An 18,425-nucleotide genomic window follows, 5' to 3' on the forward strand; every position below is an offset into this window, starting at 1 on the left:
CCGAGCTCAGCCGTTGCCAGCGAGCGTCAGCCCGGGCGGGAGCTCGTCGTCGAAGAGCGAGGCCTCGCCCTCGGGGTAGGCCTCGGGCACCACCACCTCGGCGACGAGGTGGCGCCACACTTCCGGGGCGCCTGCCGAGTCGAGCCGCGCGATCGTGAGCTCGCGGAGACGCGGGCTGACGTCACGCGCGCGATCGTCGGTGCGCCGCGCGAGCAGCGCCGCGGCTCGGGCGAACCGCGCGTCGCGGCCCCACTCCGCGCGGAGCAGGCGCTCGAGCCACACCTCGACGAGACCTGCGGGGAGCACCTCGTGCGCGGGGCCATAGCTGGGGACGCGCGCGCCCAGCCTGCCGAGCCCTTCCCACACGCGCGCGTCGTCTTTCGCTCGCACGCGGTCGAAGAGCCACTCGCCCAAGGCCGCCCGCGCGCGCGGCGGCACGCGCTCGAGGCTCGCGGCGAGCGACAGCAGCTCGTCCTGGGCCTCGGGCAGGCGCTTCGGTCGCTTCAGGCCGACCTCTCTGGGCGCCAGGACCTGCGCCGCGAGCTCGGCGATCGACTCTTGAACGGGCGCGGGGAGCCCCGACGCCGTGCGACGAAACGCGACAAAAAAGGCCGCCCAGCCCCGGGCCTCGTCGGGGAAGGCGAGCCGCCCCTCCCAGGTGCGCGCGAGGGCCTCCACCCGCTCGGGATCGCCGTGGGCGCCTCGCCCCGGGCGGAGGCAGTGGCCGACGAGCTGGAACCACACCCGCTCGTGATCGGCGCTCCGCCTGCGCGAGCCCGGCGCTTCGAGGAGGCGGTCGGCGAGCGCGCGGGCCGTCTCGGCGCGCCACGTCCCCTTCTCGCCGAGCAGCCGCTCGAGCTCGCGCGGTAGGTCCTTCACCTCGCGTGGGGTGGCCTCCGAGCGCTTGCCGAACACCGCGGCGACGCGGGCGTCGACCTGCGCGATGACGAGTGCAGAATGCACCTTCTCGGTTGGCGGGGCGATCGTGGGGCTCGGCGCCGGCGGGGCCACCGAGGCGCTGTCCTGCGGCTCCAGCCTGAACGCGAGGCGGAACCTGCGGCCGGTCTCGGTGACGCACCCGAGCTCGAGCGTCCCGATCTGGCTCACCTCGCCCTCGAGCGACACCTCCGCGGCGCCCCGCTCCAGCGGCTCCCCGAGGCGCGCCACGAGCGGAGGGAGGGGGAAGAAGCGCTCGTCGTCGAGCGCCACGACGTCGCCGGGCGCGCTCCGGTCGACGTCCGACGCGTAGAGAGCGAAGCGCGCGCGCTGCCCGAGGGCGAGCGAGAAGCGACGCTCGGGCGCCGCGTGCCGCGCGCCCTCCTCCGCGCCTCGGGGCACCACGCACACCGCCTTCGGCGCGCCCGGATCGCCCAGGCCGATGAAGTAGCTTCGCGCGGATCCGCCGCGGACGCGCGCGCCCTCACCCCGCGCGAGCAGACGCGCATAGGTCGCCGCGCCGCGCGCGACCGCCAGCTCCGGCTCCGGGTTCGGGAGCAGGCGCGGCCCGCGCGACGCACCGTGGTCGAAGCTCTCGGCGAGCGACGCGAGGAACGCCTGGGCGAGGTGCGGGGCGCGGAAGACCCCTCCGTTCAGCAGAACGGCGCGTGGGCGCGCGGCGCCGGTCCCCTCCGCCGCGGCGACCCGCGCGAGGAAGGTCGCGACGTGCCGGGTGATCGCCGGATCGCGCTCGTAGGGGAGGCCGAGCCCGCGGAGGGCCGCCGGGCGGGCCGCGGCCCTGGCGCCGGGCGGTGCGGTGGGGAAGAACCCGCCGACGACCACCTCACGCGCGAGCTCACGCGACAGCGGGGTCGTGCGCGAGCCGCCGACGAGCTTGCTCCCGTGGCCCAGGAGCGTGACGTTGACGCTGTCCAGATCACTCGAGAAGAGCTGCTCTTTGGCCTCGCGGCAGGCCGCGGTGAGCTCCGCGAACCGGGCGGGGGGCAGGCGCTCGCCGCGCTGCACGAAGCGCTCTTCGAGGGCGTACGCGAGGGCGAGGTCCATGTTGTCGCCGCCGAGCAGAATGTGCCGACCGCTCGCCACGCGCGTCAGCGTGGGGGCGGCGCGCTCGGTGTCGGTGATGCGCACGAGCGACAGATCCGTGGTGCCCCCTCCGACGTCGCAGACGAGCACGAGCGCGCCCTCGCCTAGCTCCCGGAGCGTGGCCTCGGCGTCGTCGCGGCCGAGGAAGTCGTAGACGGCCGCCACGGGCTCCTCGAGCAGCCTCACCGAGAGGCCCGCCTGCTCGGCCGCCATCCGCGTGAGCTCCCGGGCGTCGTCGTCGAAGGACGCCGGCACGGTGAGGGCGAGCGTGACCTCGGCGAGGGGCGCGTCCGCGTGGCTCGCGTTCCATGCAGACTGCACATGTTCGAGCACCCGACGGCTCGCCTCCACCGGCGAGAGCTTGGGCGTCTCCGCGCCCTCCACGTCGAGGCCGAACGGAAGGATGGCCGCGCGCCGGTCCACGGCGGCGTGGCATAGCCAGCTCTTCGCGCTCGTGACGGCCCGCTGCGGCACCTCGGCGCCGCGGCCTTTGGCGAAGCGCCCGACGACGAACGACGGGTCGCCCGGGAGCTCTCCCGGAAGCGGCGCGTAGAGGCAGGATGGCAGCAGCGCGAGCGCCTCGATCGTGTCCCTCGTCACTCGCTGAGGCACGGGGAATACGCGCGCGAGCGCCTCGGCGGGCCGCGTGAAGGCGAGCACCGTGTTCGTCGTGCCGAGGTCGAGGCCGACCGCGGTGTCGCGCGGGGAGGCGCGCTTCTCGTGGCTCATCTGTCGGACCCTCGCGGCCGGTGCGCGCTCACGACCATCCCGCGTCGATGACCTCGGCGTCGTCGTCGCGCACGCCGAGCTCGACCTTCCAGCGCTCCCCGGGCTTGCGCGGCGCGAGCGGCACCGCCTCGACGAGGAGCGTCCCCACCTCCGTGACGCTCGCGGCGAGCCGCACCGGCACCACGTCGCCAGAGGCGCGCCCCTCGCTCGGCAGCTCGATCTCCACCGGCGACAGCTCGGTAAGCCCGGCGGACGGCCCCACGTCGAGCTCCGTGCCCGCTCGGTCGTCGCGCCGGGTCGACGATCCAAAGAACCGGAAGGAGACCTTCTCTCCGACGACCGCGCCGAGCTCGACGGGGAGCTCGACCGGGGGGCCGCCCTCTTCGACCCCGAACGGCGCGACGCACAGCGCGGTGAGCGGAGGCTCGACGCCAGGCACCGCCGGGGCCGAGCCCTCGATGCCGACGTAGTAGGCGCGCGCGGTGCCGCCGCGGATACGCAGCCCCGCGCCGTGCCGGGTCAGGCCGTACGCCGCCGCGCCCTTCGCGACGGCCAGGTCGAGGTCCGTGCCGCCGAGCTCTCGCGCCGGCTTCGCGCCGCACTCGGCGAGCCACGTGGCGAGGCAGCCTCGCACCCGCGCGCGGAGGGGCTCCGCCTTCATCACGCCGCCGTTGAACAGCACGACCGTCGGGCAGAGCAGCGCACGCCCCTCTCCGCTCGTCGCGCCGGCGCCGGTCACCCGGTCGGCGGCGCCCGCCTGGCGGCCCAAGAACGCCGCGAGGTGCCGCGTGACGGCGGCGTCCTGCGCGTACGGAAGGCCGAGCTGGCGCAAGCCCGCGCGCGCGCGCCGCCGGGCGTGCCGACGCCTGCACCAGCGGGAAGAAGCCCTCGACGAGCGTCCGCTCGAGCTCTGCTCGATCGAGCTCCGTGCGCAGCGTGCCCCCCACAAGGCGCGCGCCGCGGCCGGCGATCGCGATGGGTGCAGATTGCATGCAAGGGTCGCTCAGCAGGGCCTCTTTCGCCGCGCGCGCGGCGTGGGCGAGCTGGGTCGCCTGCCAGCGATCGATCTCCCGGCCGCCGGCGGTGAGCTTCTGCGCCGCGACGTGGGCCAGCGCGAGATCCATGTTGTCGCCGCCGAGCAGGATGTGGTCGCCCACGGCGACGCGGACGAGCTCGAGCGCGCCGTCGCGCTCGGTGGCGCTGATCGCCGAGAAGTCGGTCGTGCCACCCCCCACGTCGCACACCAGCACCACGTCGCCGACGACGATGTCGCTCCGCCACGTCTCTCCCTTCGCGGCGAGCCAGGCGTAGAGCGCGGCCTGCGGCTCCTCGAGCAGCGTGACGTTCTCGAGCCCCGCGGCGTACGCCGCCTCCACCGTGAGCTCGCGCGCCGCCGCGTCGAACGAGGCCGGCACGGTGAGCACCACGTCCTGGGCGCCGAGGGCGAGGCTCGGATCGCCCTTGGCGATCGCGTAGTTCCACGCGTCCGAGAGGTGCTCCAGGATGCGGAACGAGGCCTCGACCGGGCTCACCTTCTCCACGTCGTCGGGGGCCCCGTGCGGCAGGATCGCCGCGCGCCGATCGACCCCCGCGTGGCAGAGCCAGCTCTTCGCGCTCGAGACCACGCGCTGCGGGGCCTCGGCGCCGCGAGCCCGGGCCAGCTCACCCACGGCGTGCGCCCGCGTGGGGTCCCACGGGAGCGCCATGGGCCCCTCGGACGCGTGCGGCGAGTAGTGGAACGAGGGCAACAGCGGCCGCGCGTCGACCGTGGACGGGGCGACGAGCTGGGCGATGTCGAGGACCTCGATGAGGTGCGCGGTGTCCGCGCGGCTCGGCTCGCCGCCACCCCCCGCCGCAGGGTGCTCGGCGTAGGCTAGGGCCGAGTGAGTGGTCCCGAGATCGATGCCGACGACGTACCTCACAGCTCGACCTCCGCCTGGGCGACGACGCGCGCGTCGTGCCCTTCGAGCGCGGCGGGCAAGGTGATCTCCACGGCGCGGTAGCCGCGGTGCTGCAGCGTTCCGCTGAAGGGCCCCTCGCCGCTGACGTTGCCCGTGAGCTTGGTCTCGCGCGCGTCGAACCCCGCGGGCAGCGTGAGCCGCGCGCCTTCGGCCTCAGAGCGCACCGGCTCGAGCTTGACGTGCTCGCGCAGCGCCTTGCGGCAGCCGGCGTGGACGACCCTCGCCGCGGCCCCGAGGTCGGCGTCGGGGAAGCTCTGCACGTCTTCCTCCAGGAAGTCGATGAGCCGGCCCTCGCGCTGGAGGAGCGCGAGGAACGCCAGCGCCGACTCATGGGCCGGCGGGCGAGGCGGAGCGGGCTCCGTTTGCTTGGGCGCGGGCGCCGCCGGGGCGGGCGGCGTGGCCGGCGGTGTGGGGGTGGGCGCGGGCGCGCCAGAGGCGAGCGCGCGGGCCGCGCCTGCGAAGGCGCCGTCCGACAGGACGCGGAAGAAGCACGCGAACGCGAAGAAGAAGCGAGTCAAGAAGGAGGGGTCGTCGGCGGCCACGGCCGAGACCGTAGTCGAGCGCAACGCCCCGGGGAAGACGCGAGAGGCATGTGAAGGTTGCATACTCCACGGGATTCCGAGTACGATGCCGCCGCAGAATGGCACAGAAGCGCGTGGTCCTCGTGGTGCGTGGGCGGGTTCAGGGGGTCTTCTTTCGCGCGGCGACGCAGCGTGAGGCTCGCCGACTCGGCGTCACGGGGTGGGTGAAGAACCGCAACGACGGCACCGTCGAGGTGCTCGCCGAGGGCGAAGAAGACTCCATCAAGGAGTTTACGAGCTGGGCGAACCACGGCCCTTCGGCGGCGCGGGTCGACGCCGTGGACGTGCGCTGGCGCGGCTACACGGGCGAGTTTCCCGAGTTCAGCATCCTCGAGTGACGCCTTTTCTGTGCCCCGCCCCCGAGGCGCGGTACACCGGCGGGGAGAGGCGAGGAATCGTGCGCGCGACGCGCGCGTTCCCGGGTCACCATGAAGCACGCAGCCCACGACCACGCGCACTCCGGCAGCCCACACGGGCCGCGCGTCGCCACCGCCCGCGCCGTCGGCGCCGCCCACGCCTTCGCCATGGTGCTCTCAGTCGCCGCGCTCGCCCTCGCGCCGGCCGAGGCCGGCGCCGAGCCCGCGAAGGTCGGCGTGGCGGCGCCGGGCGAGGTCGCGTCCACGGACCCTGGGAGCGCCCTCTCGCTCGAGGAGGTCGCGAAGGTCATCGCCGCCGCGACCGACACCACTGGCGAGCCGCAGAAGCGCGCACTGAGGCGGTCGGCAAGCTCGGCCAAGACGCGGTGCCCGGCCTCGGCAAGCGCCTCGGGGAGCTCCGCAAAGAGCGGCAGGGCGGCGTGTTCGCCGCGATCAAGCTCGTGAAAGAGGCGAACGGTGGCCGCACCTCCGCGGAGGGCGGCGATCTCGTCGACGCCCTGCTGCGCGTGCAGAGGAACGACGGCGCCGGGTACAAGGCGACGCTCGCCACGGCCCTCTGCCTGCGCGCGCTCGCGAAGATCGGGTCGACGCCCGCGCTCAGGCTCGTCGTGCGGGTCGCGGCTGACCACGACGGTGCGCTCCGCCCCGAGGTCACGCGGATCGTGAAGGTCGCGGGCGACAACGCGGTGCCCGCGCTCATCGAGCTGCGCCGCACGCCGGACACCTCGCTCCGGCGCTGGGCCAGCACCACGCTCGAGAGCATGGGCAAGCGCGTCCCCGGCGACGCCGTGCAGACCCCGAACGGCGAGCTGCTCGCCGACGTCCTGCGGGCCTACGCGCACGTGCGCGAGAACGACTCCATCCCCGTCATCATCTCCTTCGTGAACACCGACCGCGCCCTCGTTCGGCAGGCGGCCCGGGAGTCGGTGCTCGCCTTCGGGGCCGACGCGCTCTGGAAATTGCGTGAGGCCTACACGAACCTCACCGGCAAGCCCTCGCCCGACGGGTGGGGCCCCGAGCAGACCGCGAAGGAGCTCTTCGCCGCCTACGACCGCGCGCGCCTAGAGGAGGTCTATTCGCTCCTCGACGCGGGCCTCGCCAAGGAGAAGGAGGGCAAGCGCGACGACGCCATCGCCGCCTTCGACAAGGTCCTCGCGCGGCAACCCATGATCGACCGTCGCGCCGAGATGGTGCCCGCGTACGCGGCGCGCGCGGGGGAGCTGGTCGACAAGAACGACCTCGGCGGCGCCCTCGCGCTGTTTCGCAAGGCCGCGCGCCTCGAGGGTAAGGGCCCGCGCGCGGCGAAGCTCGAGGCCGAGGTCGCGTTCCTCGAGGGCAAGGAGCTCCAGGGCCGCGGCGTCGCCGACACCGAGCCCTTCCGCCGCGCGCTCGCGCTCGACCCCGGGCACCCCAAGGCGCGCGCCGAGCTCGACCGGCTCGAGGAGGCCCGCGAGCAGAAGGCGGATCACACGCGACGGTATGCCGCGGCGGGCGCGCTGCTCGCCCTCGGCGTCGCGGCGATCTTTCTCTTCAGCGGGAAGCCGCCCCGCCGGCGCGCCGCCGTCGGGGGCTGAAGGGCGGCGTCGAGGAGTTGGACAACCCGCTCGAGGCCCGCGGGGCGGGCTCGCCGTCAAGGTCGCGACGCTAGCAGCTCTAGCTCAGCGAAACTGCGGCGCGGCGCGGACGGCCTCGAGCGCCGCCTCGTGGGCTTCGGGCGCCACGTCGGTGGGGAACGGCGCCCCGGAGCGCGAGAGCCGCAGGAGCCACCGCGCGTCGAGCGGGCTCGCGAGGTCGCTCGCGTGGACCGCGGCGCTCGTGCTCTCGCCGCGGGCACCGTCGGCTCCCACCGCGAACCCCGCGAGCACGAGGCCCGAACGCGTCGCGGTCGCCGCGCTGTACGTGTGCAGAGTGCACCCATCGCGACACACCCGTCGCGCCGCGCGGAGGCACGCTACGGTCCACAGCTCCGGGGTCACCTCGCGCGAGAACGGGTCCCAGAACACGACGTCGGCCGAGCCCGCGGGCTCCGCCTCCAGGGCCTCGCGCAGATCGCCCAGACAGAGCCGCCAGCGCGTGCGGTAGGCCTCGTGGTGGCCGTCGCGCGCGAGCGCGCTCGCCGCGCCGTGCGCCCGGGCGTCGGTGAGCCCGAAGGCCGCCCGGTGGCGCTCGTCGAGCGCGAGCGCGAGCGCCGAAAGGTCGTGCTCGAAGCTCACGATGTCGAGGGGCCGCCCGGCACCCGGGCCGCGAGGCCGTGACTCCGACAGGCGCCACGCGGCGAGGGCGTTCGAGCCCGCGCCGAGCCCCACGTCGAAGAGCACGAGCGGCCCCTCGCCGCCCGTGGCCAGTCGCTCCGCGAGGCGCGACGGCCCCAGGTAGACTTCAGCGGTCTCCACGTCGGGGCCTCGCGGGTGCATGATCTCGCCCGTCACGCGGTCGCGTATCGCGGTCGCGCCGCTCCGCGCGAGCACGACCTCGCAGTCGAGGTGAGGCGACGTCACGACCTCGCCCCGCCCGGGCCGGCGGCGTGCTCGTGGCGGTCGATCGCCGCGAGCGTGCCGCGCGCGAACTCCGCGAACGTGCCGCGCTCGATCTGGCGCCGCGACTCGGCCATGAGCGCGTTGTAGTAGCTCAGGTTGTGGGCCGCGATGAGGCGCGGCCCGAGCGGCTCTTTGGCCTTCATCAGGTGGTGCAGGTACGCGCGGCTGAACGTCGCGCACGTCGCGCACGGGCACGCCGCGTCGAGCGGTCGGTCCGCCAGCTTGTTCTCGGAGCGCGTGAGGCGCACGCGCCCGGTCGACGTGAACGCCGTGCCCTGGGTCGCGAGCTGCGTGGGGATGATGCAGTCGAACATGTCCACGCCAGCGAGCATCGCCACGAGCAGGTCGGGCGGCGTGCCGACTCCCATGAGGTAGCGCGGCTTGTCGCGCGGCAGGAGCTCGGCGGCGAGCGCCGTGATGTCTTCGCGCTGCGCGCGCGTGTCGCCGACGGCGAGCCCGCCTATCGCGAAGCCGTCGAACGGGTGCGCGGTGAGGAACGCGGCCGACTCGCGGCGGAGCTCCGGCACCACGCCGCCTTGCACGATCGCGAAGAGGGCCTGGTCGTCGCGTGTGCGGGCCGCGAGGCTCCGCAGCGCCCACCTGTGCGTGCGCTCCATGGCCGCGCGGGTGGTCGCCTCGTCGGAGGTCGAGTCCACGCACACGTCGAGCACCATCATGATGTCGGAGCCGATCGCCGTCTGCACCTCGATCGCGCGCTCGGGCGAGAGCATGTGCATCTGCTCGTCGGTGTAGCCCTTGAAGCGCGCCCCACGCTCGGTGACGGTGCGCGAGCCCGGGAGCGAGAAGATCTGGAAGCCGCCCGAGTCGGTGAGCACGGGGCCGGGCCAGCGCATGAACGCGTGGATGCCGCCGAGCACGCGGAAGGCCTCGGGGCCGGGCCGCAGCATGAGGTGGTAGGTGTTCCCGAGCACCACCTGCGTGCCGACGCGCGCGAGCTCGTCGGGGGTGCACCCGGTGACGGTGGCGCGGGTGCCCACGGCCATGAACACGGGCGTCTCCACGGGGCCGTGCGCGGTCATGAGCGTGCCCCGCCGCGCGCGCGAGCCCGGATCGCTGGTGTGCAGCCGGAACGATCCGGGGCGCGGCTCGGCGGGCTGGGAAGGCTCGGTGGGCTCGGCGATCCCGGCCGCGGACGTCATGCCGTCTTCTACCGCGCCGGCCGCTCCGCGCGTGCGGCTTCGACGCGAGGGGCGCCGAGGGTGGATCTTTGGTTCCCCCCTCCTGGGTCCGGACGGGGCGCGCGCCTCCCGCGAGGACGCGATCCGCCCGGAGAATTTGCAGTGTGTATGTGTGGCATTATGTGTGCATGCGAGCCCGCACATGGTCTCTCCCGCGCGCGCGCTCCGCTTGCTCCCCACCCTCGCCCTCGCCGCCGCCTCGTGCCTCGCGGCGTGCTCCGCCGAGGTCCCGCCCGACGAGGCCGACCTCGGGACCGACGGCGACGGGAACATCTCCGAAGACGAGCTCGTCAGCGAGCGCCAGATCATGGGCGCGGACATGGCGCAGAAGCACCTGGCGCTCACCTTCGACGACGGCCCCGGCGGGCGCACGGCGGAGCTGGCGAACTACCTCGGCGACCAGGGCATCCCGGCCGCGTTCTTCATCAACGGGAAGAACGTCCCCGGTCGCCAGAACGTCCTCGACACCATCATCCGGCGAGGGCACACGCTCGCCAACCACACCCAGAACCACGCGCAGATGACCCGCATCTCGGGCGACACGCTGTTCAAGGCCGTGGCGGACACCGACGCGCACATCCTCAGCGTGCAGCCGGCCGGGCCGTCCCTCCTCCGCGCGCCCTACGGCGCGTGGAACGGCCGCGTCGCGACCGAGCTGAACGGCACGTCGATGAAGAAGTACGTCGGCAGCATCTTCTGGGACGTGGGCGGCACGCTCACGAGCACCGCGGCGGCCGACTGGGACTGCTGGGGACGGGGCGTGACCGTGCAGCGCTGCGCAGACCTGTACCTGCAGGAGATCCGCTCGAAGAAGCGCGGAATCGTGCTCCTGCACGACGTGCACTCGAAGACCGTGGACATGGTCAAGCTCATGGTGCCCACGCTGAAGGCCGAGGGCTACGTGTTCGACAAGCTCCAGGACGCGCCGGCGGTGAAGCGCGCGATCGCGAACGTGAGCGCCACGCCTGCCACGCCTTCCGGCGGCGCGGCCACCACGTGCTTCAGCTCCACCCTCGGCACGAACCAGCCAGAGAACGCCTGTGTGCAGTCGGCGCGTGACAGCAGGTGGTACCGCTGCTCCGGCGGAGAGTGGGTCGCCTCGAGCGAGACCGACACGAAGTGCACGAGCCGCCCGCGCTGAGCGGGCGGGGCGACCTGAGCTGAGCCACTCATGTCCGCCGCGCGAACGCCAACTGCGTTCGGCCGTGTCGACATGAATGGGCCCGCCCGGAATCCAGAGTCCCCGCGTGGTGTGAAGGTGCGGTACCCTTCCACAGACAAGGACGAGCGCGCGTGTGACCGCGGCAGTGCGGCAAGTGGCGCGTCTCGGCGAGGGGGCACCATGTCAAGAGGTTCGGCGCGGTCGAGGGGACCCCTTGGGGCGCTGCTGGTTGCGCTGGCGCTGGGGAACGCCCCGGCGTGCAGCACGACGACGGACCCCGCCGGGGCAGATGCTGCGGTCACCGACTCCGGCTCGGGTCCCGACGTGCTGACGTGTAGCGACGGCGCGAAGAATGGCAGTGAGACCGCCGTCGACTGCGGGGGGGCGTGCCCGAAGTGCCCAAACGGGAAGGCGTGTGGGGGCCCGATCGACTGCGCAAGCGGAGCGTGCAATGCGGGAGTGTGTGTCGTGCCCACGCCAGGGTGCAGCGATGGCGCGAAGAATGGCAGCGAGACGGACGTGGACTGCGGGGGAACCTGCCCGAAGTGTGCAAACGGGAAGGCCTGCGGGGGCCCAGCCGACTGTGCAAGCGGCGCGTGCAGCGCGGGGCTGTGTGGCGCGCCCGCGCCGACATGCAGCGACGGCGCGAAGAATGGCAACGAGACGGACGTGGACTGCGGGGGCGCGTGTCCGAAGTGCGCGAACGGGAGAGCGTGCGCGGGCCCGGTCGACTGCGCCAGCGCGACCTGCGCGGGCGGCGTCTGCGTGGTGGCCTCCACGTGCAGCGACGGCGCGAAGAATGGCAACGAGACGGACGTAGACTGCGGCGGGTCGTGTCCGAGCTGTGTCGATGGGAAGACGTGCGCCGGCTCCGCCGACTGTGGGAGCAGGATCTGCACGGGTAGCCTTTGCGCGGCGCCTGCGTGCGACGATGGTGCCAAGAACGGCAGCGAGACGGACGTGGACTGCGGTGGACCCTGTCCGGCGTGCGCGAACGGGAGGATGTGCGGTGCCCCGTCGGACTGCCAGAGCACGACCTGCACGGGGGGCGCATGCGGGCCGCCGTCGTGCGCGGGCGGGCTCACGTGCCAGGGGATCGACTGTTGCGAGAGCCTCGTGGTGCCGGGGGGCACGTTCCCGATGGGGCGCGGGGCCGGCAGCGACGCGTGCCCGCCGACGACGCTCTGCCTGTCGGCCGAGCAACCCGAGCACGGCGTGACGGTGTCCAGCTTTGCGTTGGACACCTTCGAGGTCACGGTGGGGCGGTTTCGGAAGTTCGTGGATGCGTACGCGGGACCACCCGCACCGGGGACCGGGGCACACCCGCTCATCGCCGGCACGGGGTGGAACGCGCTGTGGACCGGGAGCACACCGCCGACCGCGGCAGCGCTCCGCTCGAACCTGAAGTGCGGCGTGACGTGGCAGACGTGGAGCGACACGCCGGGCGCCACAGAGGCCAGTCCGATCAACTGCGTGGGCTGGTACGAGGCGTTCGCGTTCTGCGCGTGGGACGGCGGCCGGCTCCCCACCGAGGCGGAGTGGGAGTACGCCTCGGCAGGGGGAGACGAAAACCGGCTCTACCCGTGGGGGAATGCGGCGCCCACGGTAGCGCTGGCCTCGTACGAGTGCCGCTTCAGCGGCGGGCCGAGCTGCGACGTGGCGGACCTGCCCCTAGCGGGGAGCACACCGGCGGGGAACGGGCGCTGGGGCCACCGAGACCTCGGGGGGAGCCTATGGGAGTGGGTCTACGACGGATTCGACGCGGGGTGGTACGGAGGGGGCGGGGCGACGTGCACGAACTGCACGAACATCCCCTCTCTCCCCCCTCTCTCCTCCCTCCACGCGCTCCGTGGCGGCGACTTCCTCGGCGACCACTCCTACCTCCGCGCGACGATCCGCGACAACGCGCCGCCCTACGGCCGCGGCCACGCCCGTGGATTCCGGTGCGCCCGTAGACCGTAGCGGAGAGAGCGATGGCCTGACCGCCGCCTCTGTGCGCAAGTCTGTGGGCGGCGCGTGAACGCTAGCTCGACCGCAGAGCGCTCACGAGCGCCGCGCCGTCCGCTCTCTGATCGGGCGATGTCTTTTTGCATGTGGCCACCTTCGCGTGGCAGAAAGCTGAATCGTCCAATGGCCTGGCTCGTCCCGCTGCTCACGCTGACGCTGATGGAGATCGTCCTCGGCATCGACAACATCGTCTTCCTCTCGATCCTCGTGGGGACGCTGCCTGAGGATCAGCGGAAGCGCGCGCGGGCCATCGGGCTGGGGCTCGCGCTCGTGGCGCGCCTCGTGCTGCTGCTCGGCATCAAGTGGGTCATGGGCCTCGAGGCCGCGATCTTCCACTGGCGGACGCTCGGCTTCGTGCCCGAGGGCTGGGTCGAGAACCACCACGTCGACGCCGTGACGGGGCGCGATCTGGTGCTCCTCGCTGGCGGGCTCTTCCTCATCGGCAAGAGCGTGACCGAGATCCACAAGAAGACGATGGGCGGCGACGAGGACGAGCTGGCGCGCAAGGGGCGGAACGCCTCGTTCGCCGGAGTCATCGCGCAGATCATCGTGCTCGATCTCGTCTTCTCGCTCGACTCGGTCATCTCCGCGATCGGCATGGCCAAAGATCTCTGGGTCATGGTGACCGCGATGCTCGTCGCCGTCGGGTTCATGGGCCTCTTCGCCGGGAAGGTCTCGCGGTTCGTCGACGAGAACCCGACCTTCAAGATGCTCGCGCTGAGCTTCCTCGTGATGATCGGCGTGTTGCTCCTCGCCGAGGGCGCCGGGACGCCGATCAGCAAGGGCTACGTGTACGCCGCCATGGTGTTCGCCCTTGGCGTGGAGCTGCTCAACATGCGCGCGCGGCGGTCGAAGGACGCCGCGAAGCGCGCGGTGCTCAAGGAGGAGGCCGAGGCGGCCTCGGTCCGACACAGCATCGTCTGACCACCCTGGTGGCTCCTCCTCCCGCGTGGGACGATGGTCCCGTGCAGTGATCCGGGCTGACTCGGGCGAGTCGGGCGAGGTCGTGCTCTTCGCGCAAGACGGGCTCCAGCTCTGGCGCGCGCGGCGCCCGGGCTTCACCATCTTCGGCTCTTACGTCGGGCGTCGGTTCAGGAGCCGCGGGCCACGACGCAGCAGTGGGCGAGCCGGGTCCGCTCTGCGAGGTAGCGCGCGTGGAGGGTGTGGCACTCGCGGCGGGCGAGGGCCGAGAGCCTGCGGAGGCCCGGGCGGAGGTCGCGGGAGGTCTCGGGGAGGGCCCCGGCCACGAGCGCGCGCAGCACCACGAGGTCGTGCAGGTCGCCCAGGATCTCTTGGGCGCGTCGGAGCCCCAGGATGAGCGACGACCGGCGTGGGCCCCGCGCGACCTCGACGGCGTAGCGGAGCTTCTTCGCTGCCACGCGGACGCGGTGGAGGCGCCCGGGGGCGAAGCGGTCGCCCACGCGCGTCATCGCCTCTTCGAACTGGTCCGCGCGTGCCCGCATCCGGCGTGAGGTCTCCTCGGCCCAGGCCGCGTCGTCGCGCTCGTCGTGGAGGGCGAGGCGGGAGGTGACCGCCCCGAGGCGACTCGCGAGGCGAGCGAGCCCGGGCAGCGCGCGGAGCGCCCGCGCCGCGCGCCGCTCCCGCAGCGCGGTGAGGTGCTTCCCGAGCCCCGCGACGGCGCCCGCGTCGGCGGCGTCGAGGGCCGGCGCGAGGGCCGCGAGGAGGTCCCGCGCGACGTCGAGCTCGCGCACGGGCCCGAGCCCCCGCGTGATCCTGCGCACCCGCCGCGCCGCGCGCGCGCTGCGGCGGCCGTCGACCGCGGCGAGCGCCGCTCGCAGGCGACGAGAGGCCACGCGCGCGCGGTGCACCCCTTCGGTGTCGAGCGTCTGCGCGAGCGCGAGCGCAGCGAGGAGCGTCCCGGAGCGCTCGGCGACGATCGCGGCGGGCGTCCTCGCGCCCCGGCCCATGCCTCCGCCTGCGCCCTCTCTCCCTGCGCCCTCCAGCATGCCCGCTTGGTAGCACGCGCGCGCCGCGACGGGTGGCCGCCGCGAAAGGTATTGAAACTATTGTCGTTTCTGTCGCGCTCTTGTCGCCCGATCGGGGCCGCCGCCGGTGGCCTGCCGCCGACGGCCCGCGCCCGGCGCTTGACCTCGCCGTGGGGTCGGGCCTAAGTCCCGCGCATGCTCTCCGAGTCCCGGGAAAAGCTCTCTGACCTCCAAAGGCGCCTCATGACGCTAAGGGGGCATCTTTGACCTCGCCAAGCTGAAGCGAGAGCTCGCGGCGCTCAACCAAGAGACGATGGCCCCCGGGTTCTGGAACGACCCGAAGAAGGCGCAGTCGTCGACCAAGAAGCGCGGGAACATCGAGGTGAAGGTCGAGACCTTCGAGAGGCTCGATCGCGACATCACCGACGCCGTCGAGCTGCTCGAGCTCGGCGCAGCCGAGGGCGACGACGGGGTCGTGGCGGAGGTCGAGGCCGGCCTCGGCGCCCTCGAGGCGCGGCTGCGCGTGTCGGAGCTCCAGCGCATGCTCTCCGGCCCGGTCGATCACGCCAACGCGATCGTGAGCATTCACCCAGGTACCGGCGGGACCGACGCCAAAGACTGGGCGCAGATGCTCCTGCGCATGTACCTGCGCTGGTGCGAGCGGCGGGGCTTCAAGACCGAGGTGGTCGACTACCAAGAGGGCGACGAGGCGGGCATCGACGGCGCGTCCTTCACGGTCGCCGGGCCGAACGCGTACGGCTACCTCCGCTCCGAGCACGGCGTCCACCGGCTCGTGCGCATCTCGCCCTTCGACGCGAACGCGCGAAGGCAGACGGCCTTCGCGGCCGTCGAGATCACGCCCGACATCGAGGACGAGATCGACATCGTCGTGAAAGACGGCGACCTCGAGACCACGACGATGCGCGCCGGCGGCAAGGGGGGGCAGAACGTCAACAAGGTCGAGACCGCGGTGCGCATGAAGCACCTCCCGAGCGGCATCGTGATCGTGTGTCGCGCCGAGCGCTCGCAGCTCCAGAATCGCGTGACGGCGCTGAAGATGCTGAAGGCGAAGCTCTACGAGCTCGAGCTGCGCAAGCGCGAGGAGGCCCACGACGCCTACCAGGCGACCAAGACGCAAATCGCGTGGGGCAACCAGATCCGCAGCTACGTTCTCGCGCCGTACCGCCTCGTGAAAGACCTGCGCACCTCGCACGAGGCCGGCAACGTCGACGGCGTGCTCGACGGTGATCTCGACGACTTCCTCGAGGCCTACCTCCTCGCGGCCGCGGGCGGCACCCTCAAGAAGGGCGGAGCGGTCGACGAGCTCGACTGATCGCGCAAGCTCGCCTTCCACGCCGTGATCATGGCGTGACCGCCCGCGAGTAATAGCCCCCCGTGAGGGCGTCGAGGGCGGCCGCGAGCTCGGCCACCTCCGCGGCGCGCTCCTCGCGCTCCCCGGCCGCGACGGCGCGGGCCGCCGCGAGGCGCGCCCTGTGGTGCCGAAAGAGGAGATCCAGCGCCCGGCTCGTGAGCCGCGCGCGGAAGGTCTCGAGGTCGAGGCGCGCCCGCTCGAGGTGGGTCTCCTCGTCGGCGAAGACCAGGCGATCGAGCCGAAACGTGAGGCGCGCCTCGAGGCCTATCGTGTGCGAGCTCGAGTCGACGAGGCGGCTCTGCTCCGGCAGCGCGTCAACGCTCGCGCGGTCGTCGACGTAGCGGGTGGCGCGGAGGCGCGTCTCGGGGAGCAGCGCGCTCCGCCGCGCGCGCGACGCGAGGTCGTCGAGGCGCGCGTGGCCTTGATCGACCCCGGCGGCGCGCAGCGCGGCGCGCGCCACCGCGCGGGCGAGGAGCGGCGAGGGCGGCGGCAGCTCGCCCGTGACGGGCAGCGCGTTCGCGGTCGCCGTCCCCACATCGGTGTAGAGCGCATGCTGTGGAGAGGGGGCGCGCGGGCGCCCATCCAGGAGCGCGTCGAGCGGGAGACCGAGCACCACGTAGGCCGCCCGCTCTTCAGACGACGGTCCGCGCCGCAGCGATCCGGAGAGGGCGACGTAGAGCCCGGCGCCCCCCCCGCCTGGCGCGCCTGGCCGCCCCGACACGGGATCGAACGCGTCACGGTCCCCGTCCACGAACACGTCCTCGGGGGCGCGCGGCCAAGGCTCGGCGCGCGCGTCGCTCCCGGCCGCGACGGCCGCCACCCAGGACGCGAGGACCGCGAGCAGGTGCACGACGCGGTTTGTGCGGGTGACCCGCGGTAGGCCCATTTGGATTGAGGTGTGTGACGCGCGGCGCTGGAGCATGAGCTCCCCCTTTCACCTCTCGTGCCGTCGCGATCTCCTGAAAATTCCACGCTCTCGGCGGCGCGCGTGGTGTCCCGGTCGGGACGCCCGGGCGTCCGGGCCGGTGCGCAATGTCGCCCGGGCTGGGGTCATCGTGGTAGAACCAGACCTCTGGAGCGCGCGTGGCACTGAGACCCGGGGACATCGTCGGCGGCAAATTCCGCGTGGACCGTGTCCTCGGCGAGGGCGGCATGGGCATCGTCGTGGCCGCCACGCACCTGCAGCTGGGGCAGACCGTGGCGCTCAAGTGCATGCGCCCCGAGGTCATCAGCCCGTCGTACACGAAGCGCTTCATGCGCGAGGCCCGGGCGTCGGTGAAGCTGAAGAGCCAGCACGCGGCCCGGGTGATCGACGTGGGCGCGTTCGACGACGGCGCGCCGTACATCGTCATGGAGTACCTGGATGGCACCGACCTCGCCGACCTGCTGAAGCAGCGCGGCCGGCTGCCCGTAGCCGAGGCGGTCGAGTACATCCTCCAGGCGTGCGAGGCCATCGGCGAGGCGCACTCCCACGGCATCGTCCACCGCGACATCAAGCCCGCGAACCTCTTCCTCGCGCAGGGGCCGGGCGGCGCGCCCACCATCAAGGTCCTCGATTTCGGCGTCTCCAAGCTGCTCGACGTGGCCGCCCAGTCCGACGCGACCAACCCGGGCGGGCGCATGCGCGACGATCGGCCCAGGCCGCCGTCGCACGTCCAAGACAGCCTCGTCACGCGTGCCAGCGATCTGCTCGGCTCGCCGAGCTACATGGCGCCGGAGCAGGTGCTGAACGCGAGCGCGGCCGACACCCGCAGCGACATCTGGTCGCTCGGTGTCATCCTGTTCAAGCTCGTGTGCGGCCGCGGGCCGTTCACCGCGGAGTCCCTCGGGGAGCTCGTCCAGCAGGTGATGAAGGAGCGCATTCCCACGGTGGGCGAGCTCCTCCCCGACTGTCCGCCGGGCTTCAGCGAGGTGGTCGCCAAGTGCCTGGCGCGCGACAGGCTGAAGCGCTTCAACGACGTCCCCGAGCTCGCCCGCGCGCTCGCGCCCTACGCCCCGCAGGCCACGGTCCCCTCGCTCGAGCGAGCGGCCATCCTCGGCGCGGGGTTCAGCTACGCGCCCAACGCGCCCCGCGCCATGCCCCAGCCGATGCATAGCGCGACGCCGCTCGGTGTGGCCGGCGCCCAGCTCCCCGCGATCCCTCCGCCGCGCGGCCCGATGCCGTCTCACCCGAGCCACGCGAGCCACGCGAGCCACGCGAGCCACGCGAGCCACGCGAGCCACGCGAGCCACGCGAGCGGCGTGGCGCCCGCGCACCCGCCCTCGGCGCGCGCCCCCGAGCCGCCGAGGTACGGGCTCGTCATCGCGACCGGAGTCCTCGCGGTGCTCGCGTTCTTCGCGGCCGCGTGGCTCGCCATGCGCCCCGTGGGGCCGAGCCCCGCGCCCGTCCCGTCCACCGCGCCCGCCCCGCAAGGCGCGATCTCCGCCTCGCGGCCCTCTCCCGCGGCCCCGCCTGCGGTGGTTGGCGCGCCGGCCGTGCCCGCGCGCTGAGCCGCGCGCGCGACCCCCAGTCGA

At 73.3% G+C, this 18,425-nt stretch carries 12 protein-coding genes and 2 pseudogenes; 8 read left to right on the forward strand and 6 right to left on the reverse strand.

Annotated elements, in window-relative coordinates:
• Positions 1-6 precede the first annotated feature (6 nt).
• The 3 genes and pseudogenes from IPQ09_13260 to IPQ09_13270 all read right to left on the reverse strand — a co-directional run bounded on the left by IPQ09_13260 (position 7) and on the right by IPQ09_13270 (position 5,335).
• Positions 7-2,769, reverse strand: coding sequence for an Hsp70 family protein (locus tag IPQ09_13260; protein MBL0195177.1), 2,763 nt, complete (start codon positions 2,767-2,769; stop codon positions 7-9).
• A gap of 28 nt (positions 2,770-2,797) precedes the next feature.
• A pseudogene (locus IPQ09_13265) lies at positions 2,798-4,691 on the reverse strand (Hsp70 family protein).
• Complete coding sequence (locus IPQ09_13270) at positions 4,688-5,335, reverse strand: DUF2760 domain-containing protein (protein MBL0195178.1); 648 nt, start codon at positions 5,333-5,335, stop codon at positions 4,688-4,690. The pseudogene IPQ09_13265 and the gene IPQ09_13270 overlap by 4 nt, the downstream one beginning before the upstream one ends.
• A 35-nt stretch (positions 5,336-5,370) precedes the next feature.
• Here IPQ09_13270 and yccX point away from each other — a divergent pair, with 35 nt between their 5' ends.
• The 3 genes from yccX to IPQ09_13285 all read left to right on the forward strand — a co-directional run bounded on the left by yccX (position 5,371) and on the right by IPQ09_13285 (position 7,262).
• The gene (yccX, locus tag IPQ09_13275) at positions 5,371-5,649 is read left to right on the forward strand and encodes an acylphosphatase (GenBank protein ID MBL0195179.1); all 279 of its coding nucleotides are present in this window, start codon (positions 5,371-5,373) and stop codon (positions 5,647-5,649) included.
• Positions 5,650-5,739: 90 nt separating this feature from the next.
• Positions 5,740-6,132, forward strand: coding sequence for a hypothetical protein (locus IPQ09_13280; GenBank protein ID MBL0195180.1), 393 nt, complete (start codon positions 5,740-5,742; stop codon positions 6,130-6,132).
• Positions 6,054-7,262 carry a tetratricopeptide repeat protein gene (locus tag IPQ09_13285; protein MBL0195181.1) on the forward strand — a complete coding sequence of 403 codons (1,209 nt, stop codon included), beginning with the start codon at positions 6,054-6,056 and terminating at the stop codon, positions 7,260-7,262. Before IPQ09_13280 ends, IPQ09_13285 begins: the two co-directional genes overlap by 79 nt.
• Positions 7,263-7,346: 84 nt before the next feature.
• Here the strand turns inward: IPQ09_13285 and tgt are convergent.
• Positions 7,347-9,385, reverse strand: a pseudogene (tgt, locus tag IPQ09_13290) (tRNA guanosine(34) transglycosylase Tgt).
• Positions 9,386-9,566: 181 nt separating this feature from the next.
• Here tgt and IPQ09_13295 point away from each other — a divergent pair.
• From IPQ09_13295 to IPQ09_13305, 3 genes are all read left to right on the forward strand, one after another.
• Positions 9,567-10,565, forward strand: coding sequence for a polysaccharide deacetylase family protein (locus IPQ09_13295; GenBank protein ID MBL0195182.1), 999 nt, complete (start codon positions 9,567-9,569; stop codon positions 10,563-10,565).
• 1,023 nt (positions 10,566-11,588) lie between these two features.
• Complete coding sequence (locus IPQ09_13300; protein ID MBL0195183.1) at positions 11,589-12,548, forward strand: formylglycine-generating enzyme family protein; 960 nt, start codon at positions 11,589-11,591, stop codon at positions 12,546-12,548.
• A gap of 129 nt (positions 12,549-12,677) precedes the next feature.
• The gene (locus IPQ09_13305) at positions 12,678-13,517 is read left to right on the forward strand and encodes a TerC family protein (protein ID MBL0195184.1); all 840 of its coding nucleotides are present in this window, start codon (positions 12,678-12,680) and stop codon (positions 13,515-13,517) included.
• A 167-nt stretch (positions 13,518-13,684) separates the two neighbouring features.
• Here the strand turns inward: IPQ09_13305 and IPQ09_13310 are convergent, their stop codons facing one another.
• Positions 13,685-14,560 (reverse strand): CHAD domain-containing protein, encoded by an 876-nt coding sequence (locus IPQ09_13310; GenBank protein ID MBL0195185.1) that lies wholly within the window; start codon positions 14,558-14,560, stop codon positions 13,685-13,687.
• Between the two features lie 174 nt (positions 14,561-14,734).
• Here IPQ09_13310 and prfB point away from each other — a divergent pair.
• A protein-coding gene (prfB, locus tag IPQ09_13315) for a peptide chain release factor 2 (GenBank protein MBL0195186.1) occupies positions 14,735-15,872 on the forward strand; the annotation gives its coding sequence in 2 pieces (ribosomal slippage) (positions 14,735-14,803 and positions 14,805-15,872; 1,137 coding nt in all).
• A 28-nt stretch (positions 15,873-15,900) separates the two neighbouring features.
• Here the strand turns inward: prfB and IPQ09_13320 are convergent.
• Complete coding sequence (locus IPQ09_13320) at positions 15,901-16,833, reverse strand: hypothetical protein (protein ID MBL0195187.1); 933 nt, start codon at positions 16,831-16,833, stop codon at positions 15,901-15,903.
• Between the two features lie 161 nt (positions 16,834-16,994).
• Here IPQ09_13320 and IPQ09_13325 point away from each other — a divergent pair, with 161 nt between their 5' ends.
• Entirely contained in the window at positions 16,995-18,401 is a 1,407-nt protein-coding gene (locus IPQ09_13325; GenBank protein ID MBL0195188.1) for a protein kinase, read from the forward strand.
• Positions 18,402-18,425 lie beyond the last annotated feature (24 nt).

This window comes from Myxococcales bacterium, from assembly GCA_016720545.1.
Lineage (GTDB): Bacteria > Myxococcota_A > Polyangia > Polyangiales > Polyangiaceae > JAAFHV01.